The organism is Delftia sp. WSY_10 (assembly GCF_043104705.1).
Classification (GTDB): Bacteria; Pseudomonadota; Gammaproteobacteria; order Burkholderiales; family Burkholderiaceae_C; genus Comamonas; species Comamonas tsuruhatensis.
Map to the genome: position 1 here is coordinate 282,565 of NZ_JBICKY010000057.1, position 19,297 is coordinate 301,861.

The window sequence follows — 19,297 nt, forward strand, 5'->3', positions numbered from 1 at the left end:
CCATGGCGGACATGCGCGCGCTTGAACTGTGGGCCGAGTCGCTGCTGGCCAAGCTTGCGCCGGCCGCGCGCCGCCGCCTCCTGCTGGACCTGGCGCGCCAGCTGCGCGCCCGCAACAGCCAGCGCATGGCTGGCCAGCAGACGCCAGACGGCGCGAAATGGGAGCCACGCAAGGCCCAGGGCGACGGCCTGCGCAACAGGCGCGCCCAGATCCGCGCCCGCGCCAAGGCCCGCCGCCCCCTGTTCGCCAAGCTGCGCATGCAGCGTTGGCTGAAGGCCAAGGCGCAGGGCGATGCGGCCGTGGTGCAATTCGCGGGCCGTGCAGACCGCATCGCCCGCGTGCATCACTACGGCGAGCAGGACCGCGTGGCCAAGAACGGTCCCATGTACGACTACCCGGAGCGGCAGCTGCTGGGCATCCCTGCCGAGGACGCCGACTTGCTGCGGGACGTCATCCTGCGACATCTGCACCCCTGATTTCTGTCATCCCGGCAGCCACAGCACGCGCTGCTGGGCTTCGCGCGTGCGCGGCGGCACGATGGCCGCATGACTGAAACACCGCAGCAAGAGAGCCCCTACGAGCTGACCCGGCGCCTGGAGAACCTGGCGCGCCGCGGCACCGTGGCCGAGGTCCGCGCCAAGCCGCTGGCCGTGCGCATGCGCTGCGGAGACAACACCACCGACTGGCTGCAGGTGCAGTGCCTGCGCGCGGGCGCCGTGGGCTCCACGTACTGGGCGCCGGAAGTCGGCGAACAGGGCCTGGTGCTGAGTGTGGGCGGCGATATGGGCCAGGGAGTGGCTCTGCTGGGCCTGTACAGCGAACAGATGGACCAGCCCAGCGATGGCGCGCCACACATCAAGCTGAACAAGGACAACACCCATTTCATCCGGTATGAAAACGGCGTGCTGACCCTGCGCATCGAGGAGGCATCCATCACCATCTCGCGCGATGACATCACCCTGCGCACTGCGGATGCATCGTTGAGCGTTGGGCAGCTGGTGCGGGCTGCACCCGACGTCGTGGCCGAAGCCATCAGCCTGGTGCACCACGTCCACGGCGGCGTGCGCAGCGGCGACAGCAACACGGGGGTGCCGCGATGATGAGCCGCACCACCGGCCGGCGCATCGGGCTTGTGGAGCACCTGGTGCAATCCATCGGCGATATCCTGAGCACGCCCATGGGTTCGCGCGTGGCGCGGCGCACCTATGGCTCGTTGGTCCCTCTGCTCATCGACCAGCCGGACAACAAGCAAACCGAGGCCCGGATGTACTCGGCCATTGCCTCCGCGTTGATGCGATGGGAGCCCCGCCTGTCTATCGACCGCCTGTACATCGTGCGAGACGCAAAGCAACCGGGCCGCGCCCAGCTGGTGATTGATGGCGCCCTGCTCACGCACTATGCGCGACGCGCCAAGCCGCTGAGGCTGACCGTGGACATCGGGAAAACGGGGGCCGAATGATCGACCTGGCCACCCTCCCCGCCCCCCAGATCATCGAGCCGCTGGACTTCGAGCAGATCTTTGCCGACCTCAAGGCCGATATCCTTGCGCGCGCCCCCGAGCTGGCTGACGTCTTGCAGCTCGAATCCGATCCCCTCGTCAAGCTGCTGCAGGTCTGCGCCTATCGTGAGCTGCTGTTCCGCGCCCGCGTCAACGATGCGGCGCGCGCCCACCTGCTGGCGTTTGCCACGGGCGGCGACTTGGACCAGCTGGCGGCCCTGTTCGGCGTGGAGCGCCAGGCCGGCGAAACCGATGACCGCCTGCGCACCCGCTTGCAGCTGCGCATCGCGGCCCTGGCCGCCCAGGGCACGCGCGAGCACTACGAATTCCACGCGCTCACTGCCTCGCCCCTGGTGCGCGCCGTGCGCGCCAGTCAGCAGACCCCGGGCAGCGTGCTGGTGATGCTGTGGGTGAGCGACCAGGCGCAGGCCCAGGCCGTGCGGCAGCTGGTGTCCGAGGCCCTCAACGCCGACCACGCCCGCATGCTGGGCGTGCCCGTCAACGTGGCCGTGGCCGTGCCGCGCGCCATCGATATCACGGCCCGCATCACCCGCACGCGCAACGCGCCGGCCGGCCTGCTGGTGCAGCTGCGCGAACGCCTGGCCGCCGCCTTCGCGGGCATGGGCAGCCTGGAGGGCAGCGTGGCGCGCAGCTACATCACCACCCTGCTGCACGTCGACGGCGTGCACGCCGTGGACTACCCGGACAACGCCCGGCCCGCGCCCATCACGCCGATTGCGGCCGGAGAATTCCCGGCCCTGGGCGCCGTGGACCTGATCGACGCGGGGGTGGCCTGATGGACGCGCGCCGCAGCATCCTGCCGCCCGCATCCACCAGCCTGGAGCGCGTGATAGACACCACGCTGCCGCGCGATTGGGGCGCCATGGCCGACGCGGCCGAGCCCGCAAGCACCGCCCAGCACCCGGCCCTGCTGCCCTGGCTGGCCCAGCAGTGGCAGCTGGGGCAATTCGAGCGGTATTTCCCGGACCCGCGCGAGCTGCTGGCCCAGGGCCTGCCCTGGCTGCGCGAGCGTGGCAGCGCCGCCGCCGTGCGCCGCGCCCTGGCCTGGCAGGGCTATCTGGCCGTGACGCTGGAAGAGGACGGCGCCCGCCTGCACATCAACCCGGGCCGCGAAGTCAGCAACGCCGACATCGCGCGCATGGCCCACGTCGTGCGGGCCAGCATCCCGCTGCACGTCCATTTCTATCGGGTCTTCTATCGCTTCGATCTGCGCGCCCTGCGCTGGGACCGCGCGCCCAGGCTGGACGGCGCCTTGTGGGACAACGACAGCGGCACGCCCGTCGACGTGGGCGAGGGCGAGCCGCCCGTCATCGGCAGCCAGGGCCGCATCAACCAGTCCCAGGCCCAGGCGCCCCGGCTCACGCCGCTGCGCAGCGCCGACCACCAGCACACCAGTGGCCGCATGCGCCGCGCTGACCAGTTGCGCCTCGATGTGTGGCGCTGGGACGGGCGCATGCAGCGCCTGGCCACGGGCGGGCAGTTGCAGCGCACGCCCAGCGATGCGCCGCCGCGCGCCCTGCACCCGCCATGGAGCACCCACGGCGAGGCCTGGGCCGCCAGCGCGGGCACGCGCCCGGGCCTGTGGCCTGGCGCCGCCAACGCCTGGACGGCCACCGCCTGCCAGCCACGCATGGCGCCGGCCCGGGGCTGGACCGGCCGCTGGGACGGCGACCGCTGGCAGCAATCCAACATCCACAGCAAGACCACCGAATCCGAGGAGTAGCCCATGCAAACACTGCAAGACGCCGGCCGCATTGCGCTGGCCAAATCCCTGGCCGCCATGCCCGTGCACATCGCATGGGGCCGTGGCGACGGCGCATGGACCGCGCCCCCGGCCACCCCATCCAACCGCACCGCGCTGCAGGACGAAATCGGCCGTCGCGCCGTGGTGGACGTGGGCTATGCCCTGCCCGGCACCGCCCAGGACCACGATATCGAGATGCCCGGCCAGGTCTATTACAAGACCAGCCCGGTGCCAACGCCCTTCCTGCTGCTGCGCACCACGTTCGCCTTTGCCGATGCCCAGGGCGAAACCGTGCGCGAATGCGGCGTGTTTTTCGGCACCGTGGCCAAGGCGGGCGTGCCGGCCGGCCAACGCTACCTCACGCCGGCCGAGGTCGAGAACCCCGGCACCGTCTACTGCATGGAGCTGCGCCCGCCCGTGCTGCGCAGCGGCACCACCAAGGCCACCGAAGAAATCGTGATCCCCCTGTGAGCCGCCCATGACCAGCTACAACCGACACGACCCCGCCAAGGGCTACACGCAGCACATCTTCCACGCCGACCGCGTGGCGCAATCTGCCGAGCAAAACGAGACCCAGGCCCAGGCCCGCTACGCCCTGCGCCGCGTGGCCGATGTGCTTTTCGCTGACGGCGATATCACGGCCGGCGCGCGCTGCACCGTCAACGCCGAAACCGGCGCCTGCCAGCTGGAGGCCGGCAGCCTCTACCTGAACGGCGCCGTGCATGACGTGCCCGCCGCCGCCCTGCAGATCCCCGTGCAGGGCACCGTCTACATCGGCGTGCACTACGCCACGCGCATCGTCACGGCCGAGCAAGACCCCAGCCTCTGCAACCCCGCCGTGGGCACCAGCGGCTACGGCGAGCCCGGCGCCGACCGCCTGCAGGTGTCCGTGACCTGGGGCCTGCAAGACCAGGGCGAGGGGGATTTCTACCCCGTGTGGACCGTCGAAGACGGCATCGTCAAGCCGCGCGAGCCCGCGCCCCAGCTCAACGCCGTCACCAGGGCCATCGAGCTGTACGACGAGCAGAGCACGGGCGGGCTCTACGTCACCCGTGGCCTGCTCACGCTCCAGCTGCCAGACGATGAGCAGGGGGCCCAGGTCTACGCCATCACGGCCGGCGCGGCGCGCGTGGGCGGCGCGGCCATCGAGCTGCCCGCCGACCGGCGCCTGGTCTACGCGGCCACGGCCAACATGGCCGCCATCAGCAGCGAGCCCCACAGCAGCAGCACCGAAGCCTTGCAGCATGTGAGTTTTGACCGCTGGCCCGTGCTGGAGCCGGCCACCGTGCGTATCACGCGGCGCAAGACCGCCCAGGTCGTGCACGGCAGCTTCGTGGGCGCGGCCGACCCGCTGCCCGACAACAGCGTCGTGCAGCTCGTCAGCGTCACGCAGGGCGCCAAGACCTTTGCCCCGGGCGCCGACTACAACCTGGTGGCCGGGCAAATCGATTGGAGCCCTGCCGGCGACGAGCCCACGCCGGGCAGCACCTATACCGCCGTCTATGAGTACATCAGCACCGAGGGCGTGCAAAACCAGACCCCGCGCGGCTTCGACGTCGAGGGCGCGCTGCCCGGAACCCTGATCCTCGTGGACTACCGCTACGCGCTGCGCCGCATCGACCGCATCGTCATGGACGGCGAAGGCCGCATCAATGTCGTCAAGGGCGTGCCGGCCACCTGGCAACCCGTGGCGCCCGACGTGCCGGGCAACATGCTGGCCCTGGGCAGCATCCACCAGACCTGGGAGCCCGGCACGCGCCGCACCGAGCCCGACAGCGTGCGCGTCGTGACCATGCAGACCCTGGTGGCCTACAGCCGGCGCATGGATGAAATGGAGATGGACCTGGCCGAACTGCGCCTGGCCACCGACACCGCAGGCCGGTACAGCGGCCTGAAAAAAGGCTATTTCGCGGATCCCATGATCGATGACAGCATGCGCGACCAGGGCCTGGAGCAGTCCGCCATGATCGCGGCCGGCGCGCTCCAGCTGTACGAGGCCGACAGCGCCCACATGCTCGGCGACGGCAAGACGGCCCACGGCATCGACTACACCCTGGTGCCCACCATCCGCCAAGCCAATGTCAGCCGGGCCATGCAGATCAACGCCACGCCCACGCCCGGCGCGCTGCCCGCATCCGTGACCCTGGCGCCCCCCGTGGACCGCTGGGAGTACCCCGTGGAAGTCAAATACCCGCGCACCGTCACGCTCAATTTCGGATACCGCCCCCCTGAAAAATCCACGGAACAAATGGTCACCGAAGCCATCGACCCGGCCCGCCTGCAATCCGTGCTGGGCGAGCTGAAGCTGCGCGCCATCGACGTGGGCTTCGAGCTGGCCGGCTTTCTGCCGCTGGAGCCGCTGCAGCAGCTGCGCTTCGACGGCCAGATCGTGACAGCCCACCCGTTGCCGGGCGCCAGTCTGGTGGCCAATGCGCAGGGCGTGCTCAAGGGCAGTTTCACGGTACCCGAAGGCCTGCCGATCGGCTCCAAGGCCGTGGAGTTCACGGGCGAGCACGGCAGCGCGGGCCGGGCGCCATTCGTGGGCGGCGCATCGCTGAAGCTGACCGTTTCCGTTGTCTCCAACCTGGCCTGGGGCGGACGCGGCGCCGGCCAAACCACCATCACTTATGTCGTATAGCACCATCATCCAAAACCTCACGCCGGCCGAGGCGCAGCAATGCGCGGGCGTGGATCTGTACTTCGTGGCATGCGGCGGCCCCGTCATCGTGTCCCTGGCGCCGCTGGACGATGCGGGCCTGCCCGGCGATGAGATGGCCGGCCAGCGGCTGGAGATGCAGCAGATCGCCACCGACGGCACGGCCACGCGCGCGACCTGGCCCGCGCCCGTACTGCTCAAGTCCAAGGGCGGCTATGCGCTGTGCGTGTCGGCCGCGGACACAGCCACCGCCGTGCAGGTGGCCAAGGTGGGCGAGGCCAGCCAGGCCGTGGGCGGCGGCTGGGTCACGGCCGCCCAGGCCGAGGTCGGGCAGCTGCAAGAAATCAACGCCTCGGGCATCGTCACGCGCTACAGCGACCGCATGCTGCGCTTCGAGTTGCTGGGCGTGAAATACACCAGCAACAGCAAAACCGTGGAACTGGGCACGCAGGACGTGCAGAACGCCACCGCCCTGCTGCTGACCACCGGCGCCGTGCAACCCGACCCCACGGCGCGCATCACCTACACCATGGACCTGCTGGCACAGGGCGGCAACCTGCTGCGCAGCATCGAGGCCGACGCCGGCCAGGCCGTGCGGCTGGACGCCCCCCACACGGGCGCCGTGCGCGTCAAGGCCATGCTGCGCGTGGGCGAGTCGGGCCTGGGCGCCGTGCTGGAGCCTGCCAGCCTGCTGGCCGTGGGCAGTCTGCTGGCATCGGGCACCTACATCACGCCCAGCATCGCCACCGCTGGCGGCAGCGAGCTGCGCGTGATCTTCGAGGGCACGATACCGGCCGGCGCGGCCGTGGCCGTGCACACCCAGCTGGGCACAGACCCGGCATGGGTGGAGGTGCCCTATCTGAGCAGCAGCCCGCAGACGGCCGGGACCATCGAGATCACCCACCGGCTGCAAGCCATCACCGCGCCCAGCGTGCGACTGCGGCTCACGCTCACGGGCAACACCAACGCGCGGCCCTTCGTGGACAACCTGCGCGCCGTCGTGCTGTAGGAGGGCTCATGGCTGACGACACCGTGCAAGACCGCCCCCCCGTCTTCGAGGACACGCCCCACCTGGGCCTGCCCCTGCCCCATCCCGACAACACGCTGGAAGTGGACAACCCCCGGCTGCGCGAGGCGCTGGGCATGCTTGACCAGGTGGCCCACGACATGGGCCAGGCCATCGAGGCCAGCGCAAGCCAGGAGGCTCTGCACTCCCTGGCGCAGGCCACCGGGCAAGCCATCGACCAGCTGCAGCAGCAAACGGAACTGGCCCTGGAGCAACAGGGCCAACGGCTGGACCAGCTGGCCCAGGAGATCGACGACAAGTCCGTGGACCTGCAATCCGTCATGCAGGCCACCAACGCGGAGCAGGCGCGGGCCGGGCAAACGCTGCTGGAGCGGCTGCGCCACACCTACGTGGACAGCGCGACCAATGGCCAGGCCTTGCAGGCCGGCGTGGCCTACCTGCTCAAGGCCGACGCCGCCTATAGCCGCGCGCTGCCAGCCGCCCCCGAGCGGGGTGACACCATCGTGCTGCTGGACCCCTGGGGCCTGTGGCGCCTGGGGTTGATCACCATCACGCGCGCCAACGCGCTGCACGAAATCAACCGCCGCAAGGAAGACCTGATCCTTGATTACAACTGCTGGCACATCAGGCTCGTGTATGCCGGCGAAAACCTGTGGCTGCTGTCCATGGGGCAAGACACAGGGGGCAATCCATGAGGGCAAGTGCACTGGCGGGGACACGGGGCCTGGGGCCATCCGTGTCGGTAGTCTGTCTGGTGTCCACGACGTGGACCGTACCGGCAAACGGCATCCTGGAGCTGCGCGCCATGGGCGGCGGCGGCGCAGGGGCTGCCCGCAACAACACCACGGACACCGTGACGGGCGGCTACAGCGGCAGCTGGGGCGCAAAGCGCCTGCGCGTGCGTGCCGGGGATGTGGTCAGCGTGGCCGTGGGCGCGCCGGGAGCAGTTGCAGCAGCCGGACAAAACGGCGGCGCAGGAGGCAACACCACCATCACCGTGGGGGGCACCAGCTATGTCGCGCCAGGCGGGTTCGGCGGACGCTGGGCACTGGCCAGCGCGGGCGCCATCACGCTGCCGGAAGGCCCCGCACCGAGCGCCGGATGGGACATGGGCGCAACAAGTGCGCGGCCAGGGCGCGTCGTCGGTGGCGCCTCGGGGGGCGCTGGCGTGGACATCATGGCCAAAGGCAACGATGCCACGGCCTCGGCAGCCGTCAACGGCGGCGGCGGCGCGGGGACGGCCGGCCCGGGACCTGGCGCAATAGGCGGTGGAGCGGCCCCTGGCGGCGCCGACATTGCGGGAGTCATCGGCTCCACCAACGGCAACATCATTGATGCATCAGATGGAGAGTGGGGCATCAGTTTTTACGGCGGCGGCGGCGGCAACACCAATGGGACGAACGGATTCCGTGGTGGCAATGGCGGCGGCGGCGGTGGGGGGAATTCGGGGGCCGCAGGCGGTGGTGGCAATGGCGGCGGCGGCGGTGGTGGTGCGGGCAGCACCGGAACAGGTGGGGATGGTGGCCTGGGCGGCGGCGGCGGCGCCGGCCGCAGTGGCGGAACAGGCGGCGCAGGCTATGCCTACCTGAAATTCTTCGTGGACAAGGGAATCTGATGCAAGTAATCGAAATCACGCAGGGCAGCGCCGTGGTGGACACCATCCTGGCCACGCCAGAATTCGCCCAGCAGCACTACCCCGGCCGCTGGCGCCTGGCCGAGCAGCAGGAGCAGCCCGCGCCGCCGCACGAGCAGCACCGCCACATCACCCCGCTGGCATTTCGCCGCCGCTTCACCGGCGCCGAGCGCGCCGCCATCGAATGGGCCGCAGTGGACCGCGCCGACGCCACCAGCGGCGAACGCCAGCAGGCCGCGCAGCTGCGCAGCAACCTGAAGGACCAGGAGCTGGCCAGCTTCATCGACCTCGATGACCCCGACGTCGCGGCCGGCGTGCAGCTGCTGGAGGCCTTCGGCCTCATCGCCGAGGGCCGCGCGCTGCAGATCACGGACACGCCGCCGCGCCCGGACGAACTGCCGGCCTGACCTGGCCGCGCCACCCGCACCACCAACTCTAGCCCGCCACTCGGCGGGCTTTGTCTTTGTGTCGCACGTCCAGCGACAGCGGCCATTTCTGGCTATTGCGGCTGGTGCCGAGCACCATAGGCTCATCTCGCGCGAGCCGCGCACCAGCAACAAACCCAGGGGCTCAAACAATGGCCACAGCAAGCTTTCACCATGGCGTGCGCGTCACGGAACTCAACGCAGGCACCACCGCGCTGCGCATCGTCTCCACCGCAATAATCGGCATGGTGGCCACGGCAAGCGATGCGGACGCCGCGTTCTTCCCGCTGGATACTCCCGTGCTCGTCACAGACATTCGCCGCGCGCTGGAGAAGGCCGGCACCCTGGGAACGCTGGCCCCATCGCTGGAAGCCATCGAACAGCAATGCCGCCCCGCCCTGGTCATCGTGCGTGTTGCTGATGGCGAAGGCGCCACGGAAGAGGAGCGCAAGGCGGACCAGATCAGCAAGGCCGTGGGCGACTACCGCAACGGCAAACGAACCGGCGCGCAGGCCCTGCTGGATGCACAGGCCACCCTGGGCGTGAAGCCGCGAATCCTGGGCGCGCCCGGTCTGGACGCCAAGCCCGTGGCCGATGCGCTGACAGCCATTGGCGAAAAGCTGCGCGGGATGGTCTATGCCTCTGCCTGGGAGTGCGAGGACGTGAGCGCGGCCCTGCTGTACCAGAACGATTTCGGCAAGCGCGAAACCATGCTGATCTGGCCAGAGTTCACGCGCTGGAGCACGGTGCAGAACAAGAGCATCGTCGCACCGGCAACAGCCTACGCCCTGGGCCTGCGCGCTCGCATCGACGCGGAGCAGGGATGGCACAAGAGCCTGTCCAATGTGCCCCTGAACGGCCCTACCGGCATCAGCCGCAGCGTGTACTGGGATCTGCAGGGCACGGACTCCGACGCCGATCTGCTCAATGAGGGCAAGGTCACGACGCTCATCAATCACCAGGGCTTCCGCTTCTGGGGCAACCGAACCTGCAGCACCGAGCAGAACTTTGCGTTTGAAACCGCCACGCGCACGGCCCACATCCTGGCCGACACCATGGTGGAGGGGCACTTCGAATTCGTGGACAAGCCCCTGCATCCGTCCATCGTGAAGGACATCATCGAGGGCATCAATTCGCGCTTTCGCACACTGCGCTCCCAGGGCTACATCCTGGGCGGCGAATGCTGGTACGACGAAACCGTCAACAGCACGGAAACGCTCAAGACCGGCAAGCTGCTCATCGACTACGACTACACACCCGTCCCGCCGCTGGAAGACCTGGGTTTCCGCCAGCGCATCACCGACCGTTTCTTTCTCGACTTTGCCAACCGCGTTTCCAGCGGGTTGTAAGCACGTAAGCACAGGAGCAACACATGGCACTGCCACGCAAACTGATCAACTTCGCGCTGTTCGTGGACGGCGTGAGCTATCGCGGCGAAGTCCCCGAAGTGAAGCTGCCCGAGCTGTCCCGCAAGCTGGAGGACTACCGAGCCGGCGGCATGGACGGCGAGATCGCCCTGGACATGGGCCAGGAAAAGATGGAAGCCGAGATCAAGGGCGCCGGCTACCTCGATGGCCTGTCCGCCAAATGGGGTTCGCGCCGCCACGATGCGGTGATGCTGCGCTTTGCCGGCTCGCTTGCGCGTGACGATGAAAGCGGCTCGCAGGCCTGCGAGGCCATCATGCGCGGCCGGCTGGCCAAGCTGGACGCCGGCAGCCAGAAGGCCGGCGACATGACCGAGCAGAACTACACCTATGCACTGAGCTACTACAAGCTGAGCGTCGGCGGCCGCGTGCACTTCGAGATCGACTTGGTGAACATGATCTGCATCGTTGACGGCGAGGACATCCTGGCCAACGTGCGCGCCGACCTGGGCATCTGAACACACAACCAGGAAACCACCTGCGGGCGGCGCCGCCCAACCCGGCCCGCCCGCTCCTTTTTGAAATTCACGCGGGGAACACAACATGACAGGCAAGACCGAAGCTACCGACAAGCCGCAAGCTGCGACACAAAACACCGTGGGCGGACGCCCTTGCGTCACCGTGACGCTGGAAACCCCCATCAAGCGCGAGGGCGGCGACCTGGCAAAAATCCAGATCATTAAGCCGCAGACCGGCGACCTGCGCGGCGTCTCTCTGGTGGAACTCATGCAGATGAACACCGATGCCATCGTCAAGGTGCTGCCCCGCGTGACGCATCCCAGCATCGTTCCCCATGAAATCACGGACATGGACATTTCCGATGTCCTGCAGGTCGGAACGGAGCTGGTGAATTTTTTGCTGCCTGCATCGGCCAGGGATCAAGCGGGCGTGTAGAGGACTACATGACCGACCTGGCCATGGTGTTCCACTGGCCGCCGTCTGCCATGTACGCCATGGAGATGGATGAACTGATCGACTGGCGAGAGCGCGCCGTCAAGCGTTGGAACGAAGTGCACGCGCCCCCAAAGAAATAGCAGCAGGAGAACGCCGTGGACAGGCTCCGCCTCGAAGTCATCATGAGCGCGGTGGACCGCGTGACCGGGCCGCTGCGGCGCGTGGTATCTGGCAGCTCGGCCACGTCGCGCGCGCTCAAGACCCTGCGCGACAACTACAAGCAGCTGGAAGCCCAGCAGGGCCTCATCAAGAATTTTCGCAACGCACACAAGGCATCCGCCACTCTGACCGGCGAACTGGCCGCGCAGCGCGCCAAGGTTCGGGCACTCGCGGCAGAGCATGCGGCGGCCGGCAACGTGACGGCGGCGATGTCGCGCCAGATGGCCCAGGCCCAGGCCAAGGCGCGCGAACTGAAAGACCGATTCGCCCAGCAGCAGGCTGCATTGCAGGGGCTGCGCGACCGGATGGGCCAGGCAGGAATGTCCACCACGGGCCTGGCCGCCAAGGAACGCAGCCTGCGCGCGGACATGGAGCGCACCACGGCCGCCATGGCTGCGCAGAAGACGCGCCTGCAGGCGCTGACCGATGCCCGGCAACGCGCTGGCCGCATGGCCGCCCGGGGCGCCGGCATGACGGCGGCCGGCATGGGCAGCTACTACGCCACCAGCCGCGCAGCCCATGCAGCCACCGGCCTGATGGGGCAAAGCCGCACAGCAGCCGGCGAGGCCATCCGCATCCGCGCCCTCGGCCTGGAAGGCGAAGACGCCGGCAAGGCCATCGACTACGCGCGCAACTTCAAGAGCTACGGCACCAGCACCACGGACAACATGGCCCTGATGCGCGATGCCGTGACCGTCTTCAACGACTTCGACCACGCCAAGGATGCGCTTCCCTTCCTGGCCAAGATGAAGTTTGCGAACGAGGCCGCCTTCGGGGGGGAGCATGCCGCTGACAACGAGCGCAAGTTCATGGACATGCTCAAAGTCATCGAAATGCGCAACGGCGCAAACAACCGCGAGGACTTCGAGCGCAACGGCAACCTGGTGCAGCAGGTGCTGACAGCCACAGGCGGCCGGGTGGGCGCCGAAGACTGGCTCAACCTCATCAAGACTGGCGGCGTGGCCGCCAAGGGCATCAGCGAGAAGGAATTCTTCTACCGCCTGGAGCCGCTGGTGCAGGAAATGGGCGGCGACCGCGTAGGCACGGGCATGATGTCTGCCTACCAGAATCTGTACCAGGGCCGCACCACCAAGCGGGCGGCCAACATGCTGGATACGCTGGGATTGATCGCCGACCCGTCCAAGGTCAAGCACGACAAGGTGGGCCAGATTGCCCAGCTCGGCGTTGGGGCGCTCAAGGGCTCCGATGTGTTCCAGCGCAGTCAATTCGAGTGGCTGGAAACCGTGCTGGTGCCTGCGCTCAATGCCAAGGGCATCAAGAGCGAGAAAGAAGTGCTGGACGCCATCGGCGGCATCTTTTCCAACCGCAATGCGGCCGGCCTGTTCGCCACGATGTTCCAGCAGCGGTCCATGATCAACAAGAGCTATGCGCTGAACGAGCGCGCGGCCAACGTGGACACGCTGCACGGCATGGTCAAGGAAGGGCCGCGCGGCAAGGAAATCGACCTCGAAAAACGCCGCGACGACCTCTACCTGCGAATGGGCGAGGCCGCCCTTCCCCTGTACGTTCAGCTGCTGGAAAAGGTCACGGCTGTAACCGAGGCGGTATCCAACTTCGCCCAGGCGCACCCGGGCCTGACCAAGGCAGTGATGTACACGGGCGCCGCATTTCTGGGCATGGGTGCTGTCCTGACGGCCCTGCTCATCCCCCTGGGCCTGCTGCTGGCCAAAGGCGCCCTGGTGCGCTTTCTGTTTGCCCGCATGTTCGGCGGAGCTACGGCCGCTGCAGTCGGTGGCAGGCTGCTGGCTCGGATCTGGTCAATGATGACCGGCGCCATTGCCAGGATGGCGCCCTGGGTTTCTGCGGTGGGGCGTGGTCTGGCATGGGTCGCCGGCATCATCCGCACGGCATTGGTCTGGGCCGCTGGAGCGGCCGGCCGTGCGTTGCTGTGGATTGGACAGGCGGCCTTGATCGTGGGCCGGTTCTTGCTGACATCACCACTGGGTATCGCAATATCGCTGATTGCCGGCGCGGCCTATCTCATCTGGCGCAATTGGGACTGGCTGAAAACCAATTTCCTGGCCATTTGCGACGTGCTGGCCGACGCGGGCAGGCAGTGGTGGCGAGGAATTGAAGAGGGGTATGAAGCGCTCGTCCAAAAAATTGGCGGATGGAAGGACCACCTCTTCACCGCTGGCGGCAACCTGGTAGACGGGCTGGTGGACGGAGTGCGCGCCAAGGTGGCCATGGTCAAGGAAGTGATGGGCGGCATGGCCGAGAGCGTGAAGCTCTGGTTCACCGAGCCCATGCAGATCCAATCTCCGTCGCGCGTGTTCATGCGCTACGGCGAGCACATCAGCGAGGGCGCGGCCCTGGGCATCGAGCGTGGCCAGGCGCTGGCGCGCGTGGCGGCCGTGGGCCTGGCTGGCATCACCATGGCGCCCATGGGAGCTGCGGCATCCACCCCCATGGCCATGGCCAGCGGTGCCGCGCAGGCTGCGGCCGGCGGCCCCATCAGCATCACCATCAACGCCGCCCCGGGCCAGGACGCGCAGGTCATCGCCCGCGCCGTGTCCGCAGAACTGGACAGGCGCGAGCGTGACCGCGCATCGAGCCGCTACAGCCAGCTGGCCGACATCGACTAGGAGAACCGCCCATGATGGCCGCCCTGGGGCAATTCGTTTTTGCCCTCGACACACTCGCGTACCAGGAACTGCGCCGCAGCACAGCCTGGCGCCACCCCAGCAATAGCCGCGTGGGCGCCAGGCCAGCGCGGCAATTCCTCGGCCCCGGTGACGAGACCATCACCCTCTCAGGCCTGCAGGCGCCCGAGCACTTCGGCAATCGCCGCACCATCGACAAGCTGCGGCAGATGGGCAATACCGGCGCCGCCTATGCCCTGGTCAATGGCGCGGGCGAAGTGTTCGGCGCGTGGGTCATTGAATCCGTGGAGGAAACCGGCACCCTGTTTATCCGCGAGGGCCTGCCGCGCCGCATCGAATTCACGCTGCAGCTGGCGCGCGTCGATGACCGCCAGGCTGATCCATCAGGCGGCGCAGGCGGCGATGGCGCGCCAGACGAGGAATGGGACGATTGGGATTGGTGGATGGAATGAGGTATAGCCATGGAGATTGACCTGCAAGAACCTGATGGCGTCTACCAAAAGCCCGATTACCAGCTGCTGCTGGACGGCCGCAACATCACCCAGAACCTGCGCGGCCGGCTCATCCGCCTGTCATTGCGCGAAAGCCGCGGCGAAAAAGCCGACCAGCTGGACATCGAGCTGGACGATTCCCGCGACAGCCTGGCGCTCCCGCCTGTGGGTGCCCGCCTGGCGCTGCAGCTCGGCTATACGCGCGGCGGCGGCTGGTGGGACAAAGGCGAATTCATCATTGATGAGATCGAGCACAGCGGCGCCCCCGACACCATCATGCTGCGCGCCCGCAGTGCAGAGATGCGCCAGACCTTGCGGCAGCGGGCCAGCAACAGCTGGCACGGCGCCACGCTGGGCAACGTGGTGCGGGACATCGCCAAGCGCAACGGCATGCAGGCCAATGTGGACGACGCCCTGGCCGGCCTGCCCGTGCAGCACATCGACCAGACCAACGAAAGCGATATGCACTTCCTAACACGCCTCGGCCGACAGCACGACGCCGTGGCCACGGTCAAGAAGGGGCGCCTGGTGTTTTTGCCCATCGGCAGCACGCGCAATGCCAGCGGCAAGCAGCTGGCCGCCGTGCAGATCCGCCGCCAGGATGGCGACCGCCACCGCTATCACACCGCCGCGCGTGATGCATACACGGGCGTGCGGGCCTACTGGCACGACAACGGCCGCGCATCCCGCCAGGCCGCCATCGATGGCGAGGAAGAAAACCTCAAGACCCTCAAGGACAGCTACGCCACAGAAGATGACGCTATGGCTGCGGCGCGGGCCGAACGCGGGCGCCTGCAGCGTGGTGCCGCTACGCTGGAGATCACCCTGGCCATCGGCGATCCATCGGTAATGGTGCAATCGCCCGTTACCGTCAGCGGCTTCAAGGAAGACATCGACGGCGAGCAGTGGCTGTGCAAAACCGTGGAACACACCCTGGATGACAACGGCCTGACCACACGCCTGGAGATGGAGCGTGCCGGCGGCGAAAAGACGCGGCAACCAGGCAAACGCTGGAGCCGATGAACGCCAGCGACCCGCCACCGATCCCGCCCAGCGCGGGATTTTTCTTGTCTGCCGCGCCCACATTTCGCCATATGACAAAACCGCGCTTTTTCCGACGATTCTCGACGCCGAAACGGTCCAGCGATTCGGCCTCAAAGCGCCACCACGCCTTGCGCGCCAGCGTGCCGACACCCCCGACGAAAGCCACATGTTTAGCGCGCAGGTGCGGCGGGGACTCAACCGCGCGCCGAGGGGGAACATGGAGGGCATGGCCGCATACACGCCCTGTGCCTAGCCACAGAGGCACCCCTCAAGCGCGCAGGATGGGCATACACGGGCCTAGCGCACTGCTGCCCAGGGGGCACAGACCCCGGGAAAATGGGTGCGTTGCAGGCACCTCAGATAGGCTGAAACAAATCCCGCAGCCCAGCGTGTAACGAGCGGGCGCTGCCTAACCACCCTAAAATTTGCGCAGTCGCTCAACGCCTTCGAGATTCCGCGACCGAGCACCAGGGCCTCCAACAACATGAACGAACAAGCGATCAAGACACTTTTGCAAGCCAAGCTGGCAGCATCGCCGCATGGCAAGGAGGCTGCGTTCATCTCTGAAATGTTCATCGATGATTTCTCAAGGCGGGCTGACCTGGTTATGGCGAACGGGAAGTTGGCGGCGTTTGAGATAAAAAGTGAATTCGATAGTTTGGATCGACTCGACGGCCAAATAAAAAGCTATGTAAGACTTTTTGAACAAGTCACGGTTGTGTGCGCCCCTAAACATATCTCAGGTGTTCAGGATAAAGTGCCAGAAGAAGTAGGCATATGGACGCTCACTCAAACCAACAGTTTTAAAATAATTCGTCACGCCAAGTACGTTCGACAGAAAATTCAAAGCATTTGGTTAAGTTTTCTGCCGGTTGATGAGATCAGAATTTTGCTCTCCATCCATAACATGCCAAAATATGGAACAAAAGATTTGCTGCTGGAAAGAGCAAAATTAATATCAACAAAAGATGTGCGCGAATTCACATTGAATTTCCTGAAATACAAACGTGAATCGCGCATTGAGCAGAGAGTGAACAAAAGAAAGCAAGTCAATTCAGTTGGAAAAATTGATGCTTTCTTTTCCAGTGATCTTTATGAGCCATCCATAGATATCAAAGCAATTCCTCGGCAGATCAACTAGTCGTCACTCTTCATACTCTTCATCCATCTGAAGATCAATTCTTGATTTGTAGTCGATTTGGCGTGAAATATGGATATTAACGCGAACAGATATCCATTTTGCGGGACTCTTACCATATGGGTCTCCATGCGCAGCCTCAACAATCTTCTGCTCACCCCATATATTCGAATTCTCCATGTCGTAAGCTACGCCATAAATTCCAAGAATTGCCCGGGCACACTCAGAGTAGGCCTGAGCGTTAGACGTTGATTGTCTTCTCTCAAAATACCAAGACGTGTATTCTGGAAAGTCGATTCGCGGACTCCATTTCATGACTGCCGGCACGTCATCATAAACAACAGCATGAATCGACCCGTGATCGCCGTAGATGGCTACACGATCTCCACCTATACGGCTATGGAAATCACGCTCCAACATACCAATCGTCCCACGCATTCTCAGTGCATCAGCAAACTGCAACGTACTACTAGGAAAACTTGTTGACAATACGCTAATCAACAGCCTGGGAAATTCAGTACGCAATCTATTAATTGTGGATATTGCTGCCGCCACATAAGCTGCCATGGCATCTCTAATATACTGGCAGTCAATAAAAACGATAGCGGAATTTGGATCTTTCAAAGAGCTAATGGCACTGATAACTAAAGGCGTCTGACCCGCAAAATCCTGAACTCTAAACGCCACAGAGCCATATTCTTCCTCTATCGCACAAGCCTGCTGAACTACTTCACGCACCCTCGCACCTGGCGGCAATAAAACAACAGGAATTGCCCCTTTACTCTTGTATGTACGAGAAAAATCAAGCCAGTTCTTAAAATTATCTGTCGGACTGCGCAGACTGTTCCACTGATCTTCTATTTTTCTAGAATCGGTCGTCAAGTCCAAAAGAAAAGGCTTATTCCGATTAGCGGCAACGCACTTATCCATCCCGGTCGATAGATCACTACTACCGCGCCATTGCCCCAGAGTCAGGAGAGGAACAATCTTGTCACGACGCACAGAATCTATATTCTCAAGCCCCTCAAGCTCAGCAGCTCGAATTCTTAGTGCAGGATAATAGCCGTATTCCGAGAATTTGATAGACATTACATTCACTCCGTAGCACGAGGTGCATTGGCATCAACTACCTCTCTGACCTTAGCGGGTTGCAGACTATGGAAGGCTGCAATAAGATCGAGAGTACTATTTCTATGCGCAAGCTCTTTCTTTAAAGAAAATATTTTTTCATTCTTAATCTCCAACAATCCCTTTAGCACCCCAATATCTTGCTTAACCTCATTTAATTCTAATGATTGAGATTCTCCAGAACGCAACACCCTTGCTAGTAAAAAGGCAGACAGGAACGCGGATAGCCATCCAGAGGTATACAGACCGATTTCCCTCCAGTCTGCGGCAGCTTGCCACCCGAGAATAATACTTACAACAGCGAGAACAATAGAGGCTCCACCATACAGGTGCGCCATAGTTCGATCAGTCAAACCGTCCTCCTATTAAAATCAAGAGCTGCTTTTTGAGTCTTTGAGAAGCTTTTGGGCCAAAGAAAGAATTTCATTTAAGTTTTTAACATCTACACCCCCCTTATTCGGAACAACTGGACGCTCTGGCCAAGTGAAATCTCGGGCTAAAGCCTCGCCTAACTGAGCTTCCAAGGATTCAGAAGAAAGAGACTCATCACTTGCAAGCTTTAACAAAATTATTTTGTCGAAAATCGCCTTTATTTTCAATAACTCGGTTGAACTATCTATAAAATTACGATACTGCCGCAGAAACCATGCGCTAATTACTTCAATTGCAACAAACAAAGATGCACAAGAGGCGATTCCGTAAATATGAGCAGTACTAAAACCGAAAAAATGAAAAATCAACTGCCAAGCAACTATAGATATAAAAAAGAAAAGCAAACCTACTCCAGCATACACAACGCCTTTATCAAGCAACTTTGAGGCCTTCACATCATAAGTTTCAGCTTGTTGCCGTAGCAGTTCCGTCATACCCTTGATCGTGGACTTGAAATCATTCTGGTGTTTTTCTTTTACTTGAGTAGGAAACGGCCAAGCAGCCTGAGGAGCTAACCTCGCACGCCTACGTGATGCACGACGTAAAAAATCCACATCAGCGATTCTATTCAAACCGCCCAAATAAAATACAGCTCCAAAACCGGCAAAAATAGCACCTAAAATCAAAAATAGATTATTAAGGAAAAAATCTCTAAATGCTTCCAGATTATTAGTACTGTTCAACAAGCCGGCAGTAGCCATAAAGAAACCGGCAAACATCGTGAACGAGCCTACCCACCGCTGCTTTCGCTGGCCTTTTATTCTTTCCAACTCTTGTTTTAAATACTGCTCTCCAATGGCATGGTCATCATCACCCCATTCGTCATCAGAATTCTCAACAGTCGCATTTATGGGTGTATCTTTTTTGGTGTCCATAACTCACGATTTATATAAAAGACC

Annotated in this window: 22 protein-coding genes; 19 read left to right on the forward strand and 3 right to left on the reverse strand. The window is 63.9% G+C overall.

All coding sequences use genetic code 11. The features are described 5' to 3' along the window. Positions 1 to 2: 2 nt before the first annotated feature. The 19 genes from ACF8ML_RS27115 to ACF8ML_RS27205 all read left to right on the forward strand — a co-directional run bounded on the left by ACF8ML_RS27115 (position 3) and on the right by ACF8ML_RS27205 (position 16,841). Positions 3 to 476, forward strand: a complete 474-nt coding sequence (locus tag ACF8ML_RS27115; RefSeq protein ID WP_392408471.1) for a phage virion morphogenesis protein — start codon at positions 3 to 5, stop codon at positions 474 to 476. A gap of 69 nt (positions 477 to 545) precedes the next feature. After that, entirely contained in the window at positions 546 to 1,100 is a 555-nt protein-coding gene (locus tag ACF8ML_RS27120; RefSeq protein ID WP_392408472.1) for a phage baseplate assembly protein V, read from the forward strand. After that, on the forward strand, positions 1,100 to 1,459 hold the full coding sequence (locus ACF8ML_RS27125) for a GPW/gp25 family protein (protein WP_392408473.1): 360 nt from the start codon (positions 1,100 to 1,102) through the stop codon (positions 1,457 to 1,459). The genes ACF8ML_RS27120 and ACF8ML_RS27125 overlap by 1 nt, the downstream gene beginning before the upstream one ends. After that, positions 1,456 to 2,295: a baseplate J/gp47 family protein gene (locus ACF8ML_RS27130; protein ID WP_392408474.1), complete on the forward strand. Its 840-nt coding sequence runs from the start codon at positions 1,456 to 1,458 to the stop codon at positions 2,293 to 2,295. The genes ACF8ML_RS27125 and ACF8ML_RS27130 overlap by 4 nt, the downstream gene beginning before the upstream one ends. Further along, on the forward strand, positions 2,295 to 3,242 hold the full coding sequence (locus tag ACF8ML_RS27135; protein ID WP_392408475.1) for a phage tail protein: 948 nt from the start codon (positions 2,295 to 2,297) through the stop codon (positions 3,240 to 3,242). Before ACF8ML_RS27130 ends, ACF8ML_RS27135 begins: the two co-directional genes overlap by 1 nt. A 3-nt stretch (positions 3,243 to 3,245) precedes the next feature. Continuing rightward, positions 3,246 to 3,734: a hypothetical protein gene (locus ACF8ML_RS27140; RefSeq protein ID WP_392408476.1), complete on the forward strand. Its 489-nt coding sequence runs from the start codon at positions 3,246 to 3,248 to the stop codon at positions 3,732 to 3,734. 7 nt (positions 3,735 to 3,741) lie between these two features. Further along, a complete protein-coding gene (locus tag ACF8ML_RS27145; protein WP_392408477.1) occupies positions 3,742 to 5,901 on the forward strand; it encodes a DUF4815 domain-containing protein in 2,160 nt (719 codons plus the stop codon). Then, positions 5,891 to 6,928, forward strand: coding sequence for a virulence-associated protein (locus tag ACF8ML_RS27150; RefSeq protein WP_392408478.1), 1,038 nt, complete (start codon positions 5,891 to 5,893; stop codon positions 6,926 to 6,928). Before ACF8ML_RS27145 ends, ACF8ML_RS27150 begins: the two co-directional genes overlap by 11 nt. An 8-nt stretch (positions 6,929 to 6,936) precedes the next feature. Continuing rightward, positions 6,937 to 7,641 (forward strand): hypothetical protein, encoded by a 705-nt coding sequence (locus ACF8ML_RS27155; protein WP_392408479.1) that lies wholly within the window; start codon positions 6,937 to 6,939, stop codon positions 7,639 to 7,641. 41 nt (positions 7,642 to 7,682) lie between these two features. After that, positions 7,683 to 8,561, forward strand: a complete 879-nt coding sequence (locus ACF8ML_RS27160) for a hypothetical protein (RefSeq protein WP_392408480.1) — start codon at positions 7,683 to 7,685, stop codon at positions 8,559 to 8,561. Continuing rightward, the gene (locus tag ACF8ML_RS27165) at positions 8,561 to 8,986 is read left to right on the forward strand and encodes a hypothetical protein (protein WP_392408481.1); all 426 of its coding nucleotides are present in this window, start codon (positions 8,561 to 8,563) and stop codon (positions 8,984 to 8,986) included. Before ACF8ML_RS27160 ends, ACF8ML_RS27165 begins: the two co-directional genes overlap by 1 nt. Positions 8,987 to 9,156: 170 nt before the next feature. Continuing rightward, complete coding sequence (locus ACF8ML_RS27170) at positions 9,157 to 10,353, forward strand: phage tail sheath protein (protein ID WP_392408482.1); 1,197 nt, start codon at positions 9,157 to 9,159, stop codon at positions 10,351 to 10,353. Between the two features lie 23 nt (positions 10,354 to 10,376). Then, positions 10,377 to 10,886: a phage major tail tube protein gene (locus ACF8ML_RS27175; protein ID WP_392408483.1), complete on the forward strand. Its 510-nt coding sequence runs from the start codon at positions 10,377 to 10,379 to the stop codon at positions 10,884 to 10,886. Positions 10,887 to 10,971: 85 nt separating this feature from the next. Then, positions 10,972 to 11,322 (forward strand): phage tail assembly protein, encoded by a 351-nt coding sequence (locus tag ACF8ML_RS27180; RefSeq protein ID WP_392408484.1) that lies wholly within the window; start codon positions 10,972 to 10,974, stop codon positions 11,320 to 11,322. A gap of 8 nt (positions 11,323 to 11,330) precedes the next feature. Continuing rightward, positions 11,331 to 11,462, forward strand: coding sequence for a GpE family phage tail protein (locus tag ACF8ML_RS27185; RefSeq protein WP_133073189.1), 132 nt, complete (start codon positions 11,331 to 11,333; stop codon positions 11,460 to 11,462). A 15-nt stretch (positions 11,463 to 11,477) separates the two neighbouring features. Beyond that, positions 11,478 to 14,147, forward strand: coding sequence for a hypothetical protein (locus ACF8ML_RS27190; protein WP_392408486.1), 2,670 nt, complete (start codon positions 11,478 to 11,480; stop codon positions 14,145 to 14,147). A gap of 11 nt (positions 14,148 to 14,158) precedes the next feature. After that, entirely contained in the window at positions 14,159 to 14,617 is a 459-nt protein-coding gene (locus tag ACF8ML_RS27195; protein WP_392408487.1) for a phage tail protein, read from the forward strand. Positions 14,618 to 14,626: 9 nt separating this feature from the next. Further along, positions 14,627 to 15,679, forward strand: a complete 1,053-nt coding sequence (locus ACF8ML_RS27200) for a contractile injection system protein, VgrG/Pvc8 family (protein ID WP_392408488.1) — start codon at positions 14,627 to 14,629, stop codon at positions 15,677 to 15,679. A gap of 505 nt (positions 15,680 to 16,184) precedes the next feature. After that, positions 16,185 to 16,841 carry a sce7726 family protein gene (locus ACF8ML_RS27205; RefSeq protein WP_392408489.1) on the forward strand — a complete coding sequence of 219 codons (657 nt, stop codon included), beginning with the start codon at positions 16,185 to 16,187 and terminating at the stop codon, positions 16,839 to 16,841. Between the two features lie 3 nt (positions 16,842 to 16,844). On the opposite strand, the gene ACF8ML_RS27210 is transcribed toward ACF8ML_RS27205, so the two are convergent. From ACF8ML_RS27210 to ACF8ML_RS27220, 3 genes are read right to left on the reverse strand one after another with little or no spacing between them, the layout of a single operon-like run. Further along, positions 16,845 to 17,927 (reverse strand): hypothetical protein, encoded by a 1,083-nt coding sequence (locus tag ACF8ML_RS27210; RefSeq protein WP_392408490.1) that lies wholly within the window; start codon positions 17,925 to 17,927, stop codon positions 16,845 to 16,847. A gap of 5 nt (positions 17,928 to 17,932) precedes the next feature. After that, positions 17,933 to 18,319, reverse strand: a complete 387-nt coding sequence (locus ACF8ML_RS27215) for a hypothetical protein (RefSeq protein ID WP_392408491.1) — start codon at positions 18,317 to 18,319, stop codon at positions 17,933 to 17,935. 18 nt (positions 18,320 to 18,337) lie between these two features. Next, complete coding sequence (locus tag ACF8ML_RS27220; protein ID WP_392408492.1) at positions 18,338 to 19,273, reverse strand: hypothetical protein; 936 nt, start codon at positions 19,271 to 19,273, stop codon at positions 18,338 to 18,340. Between the last annotated feature and the right edge of the window lie 24 nt (positions 19,274 to 19,297).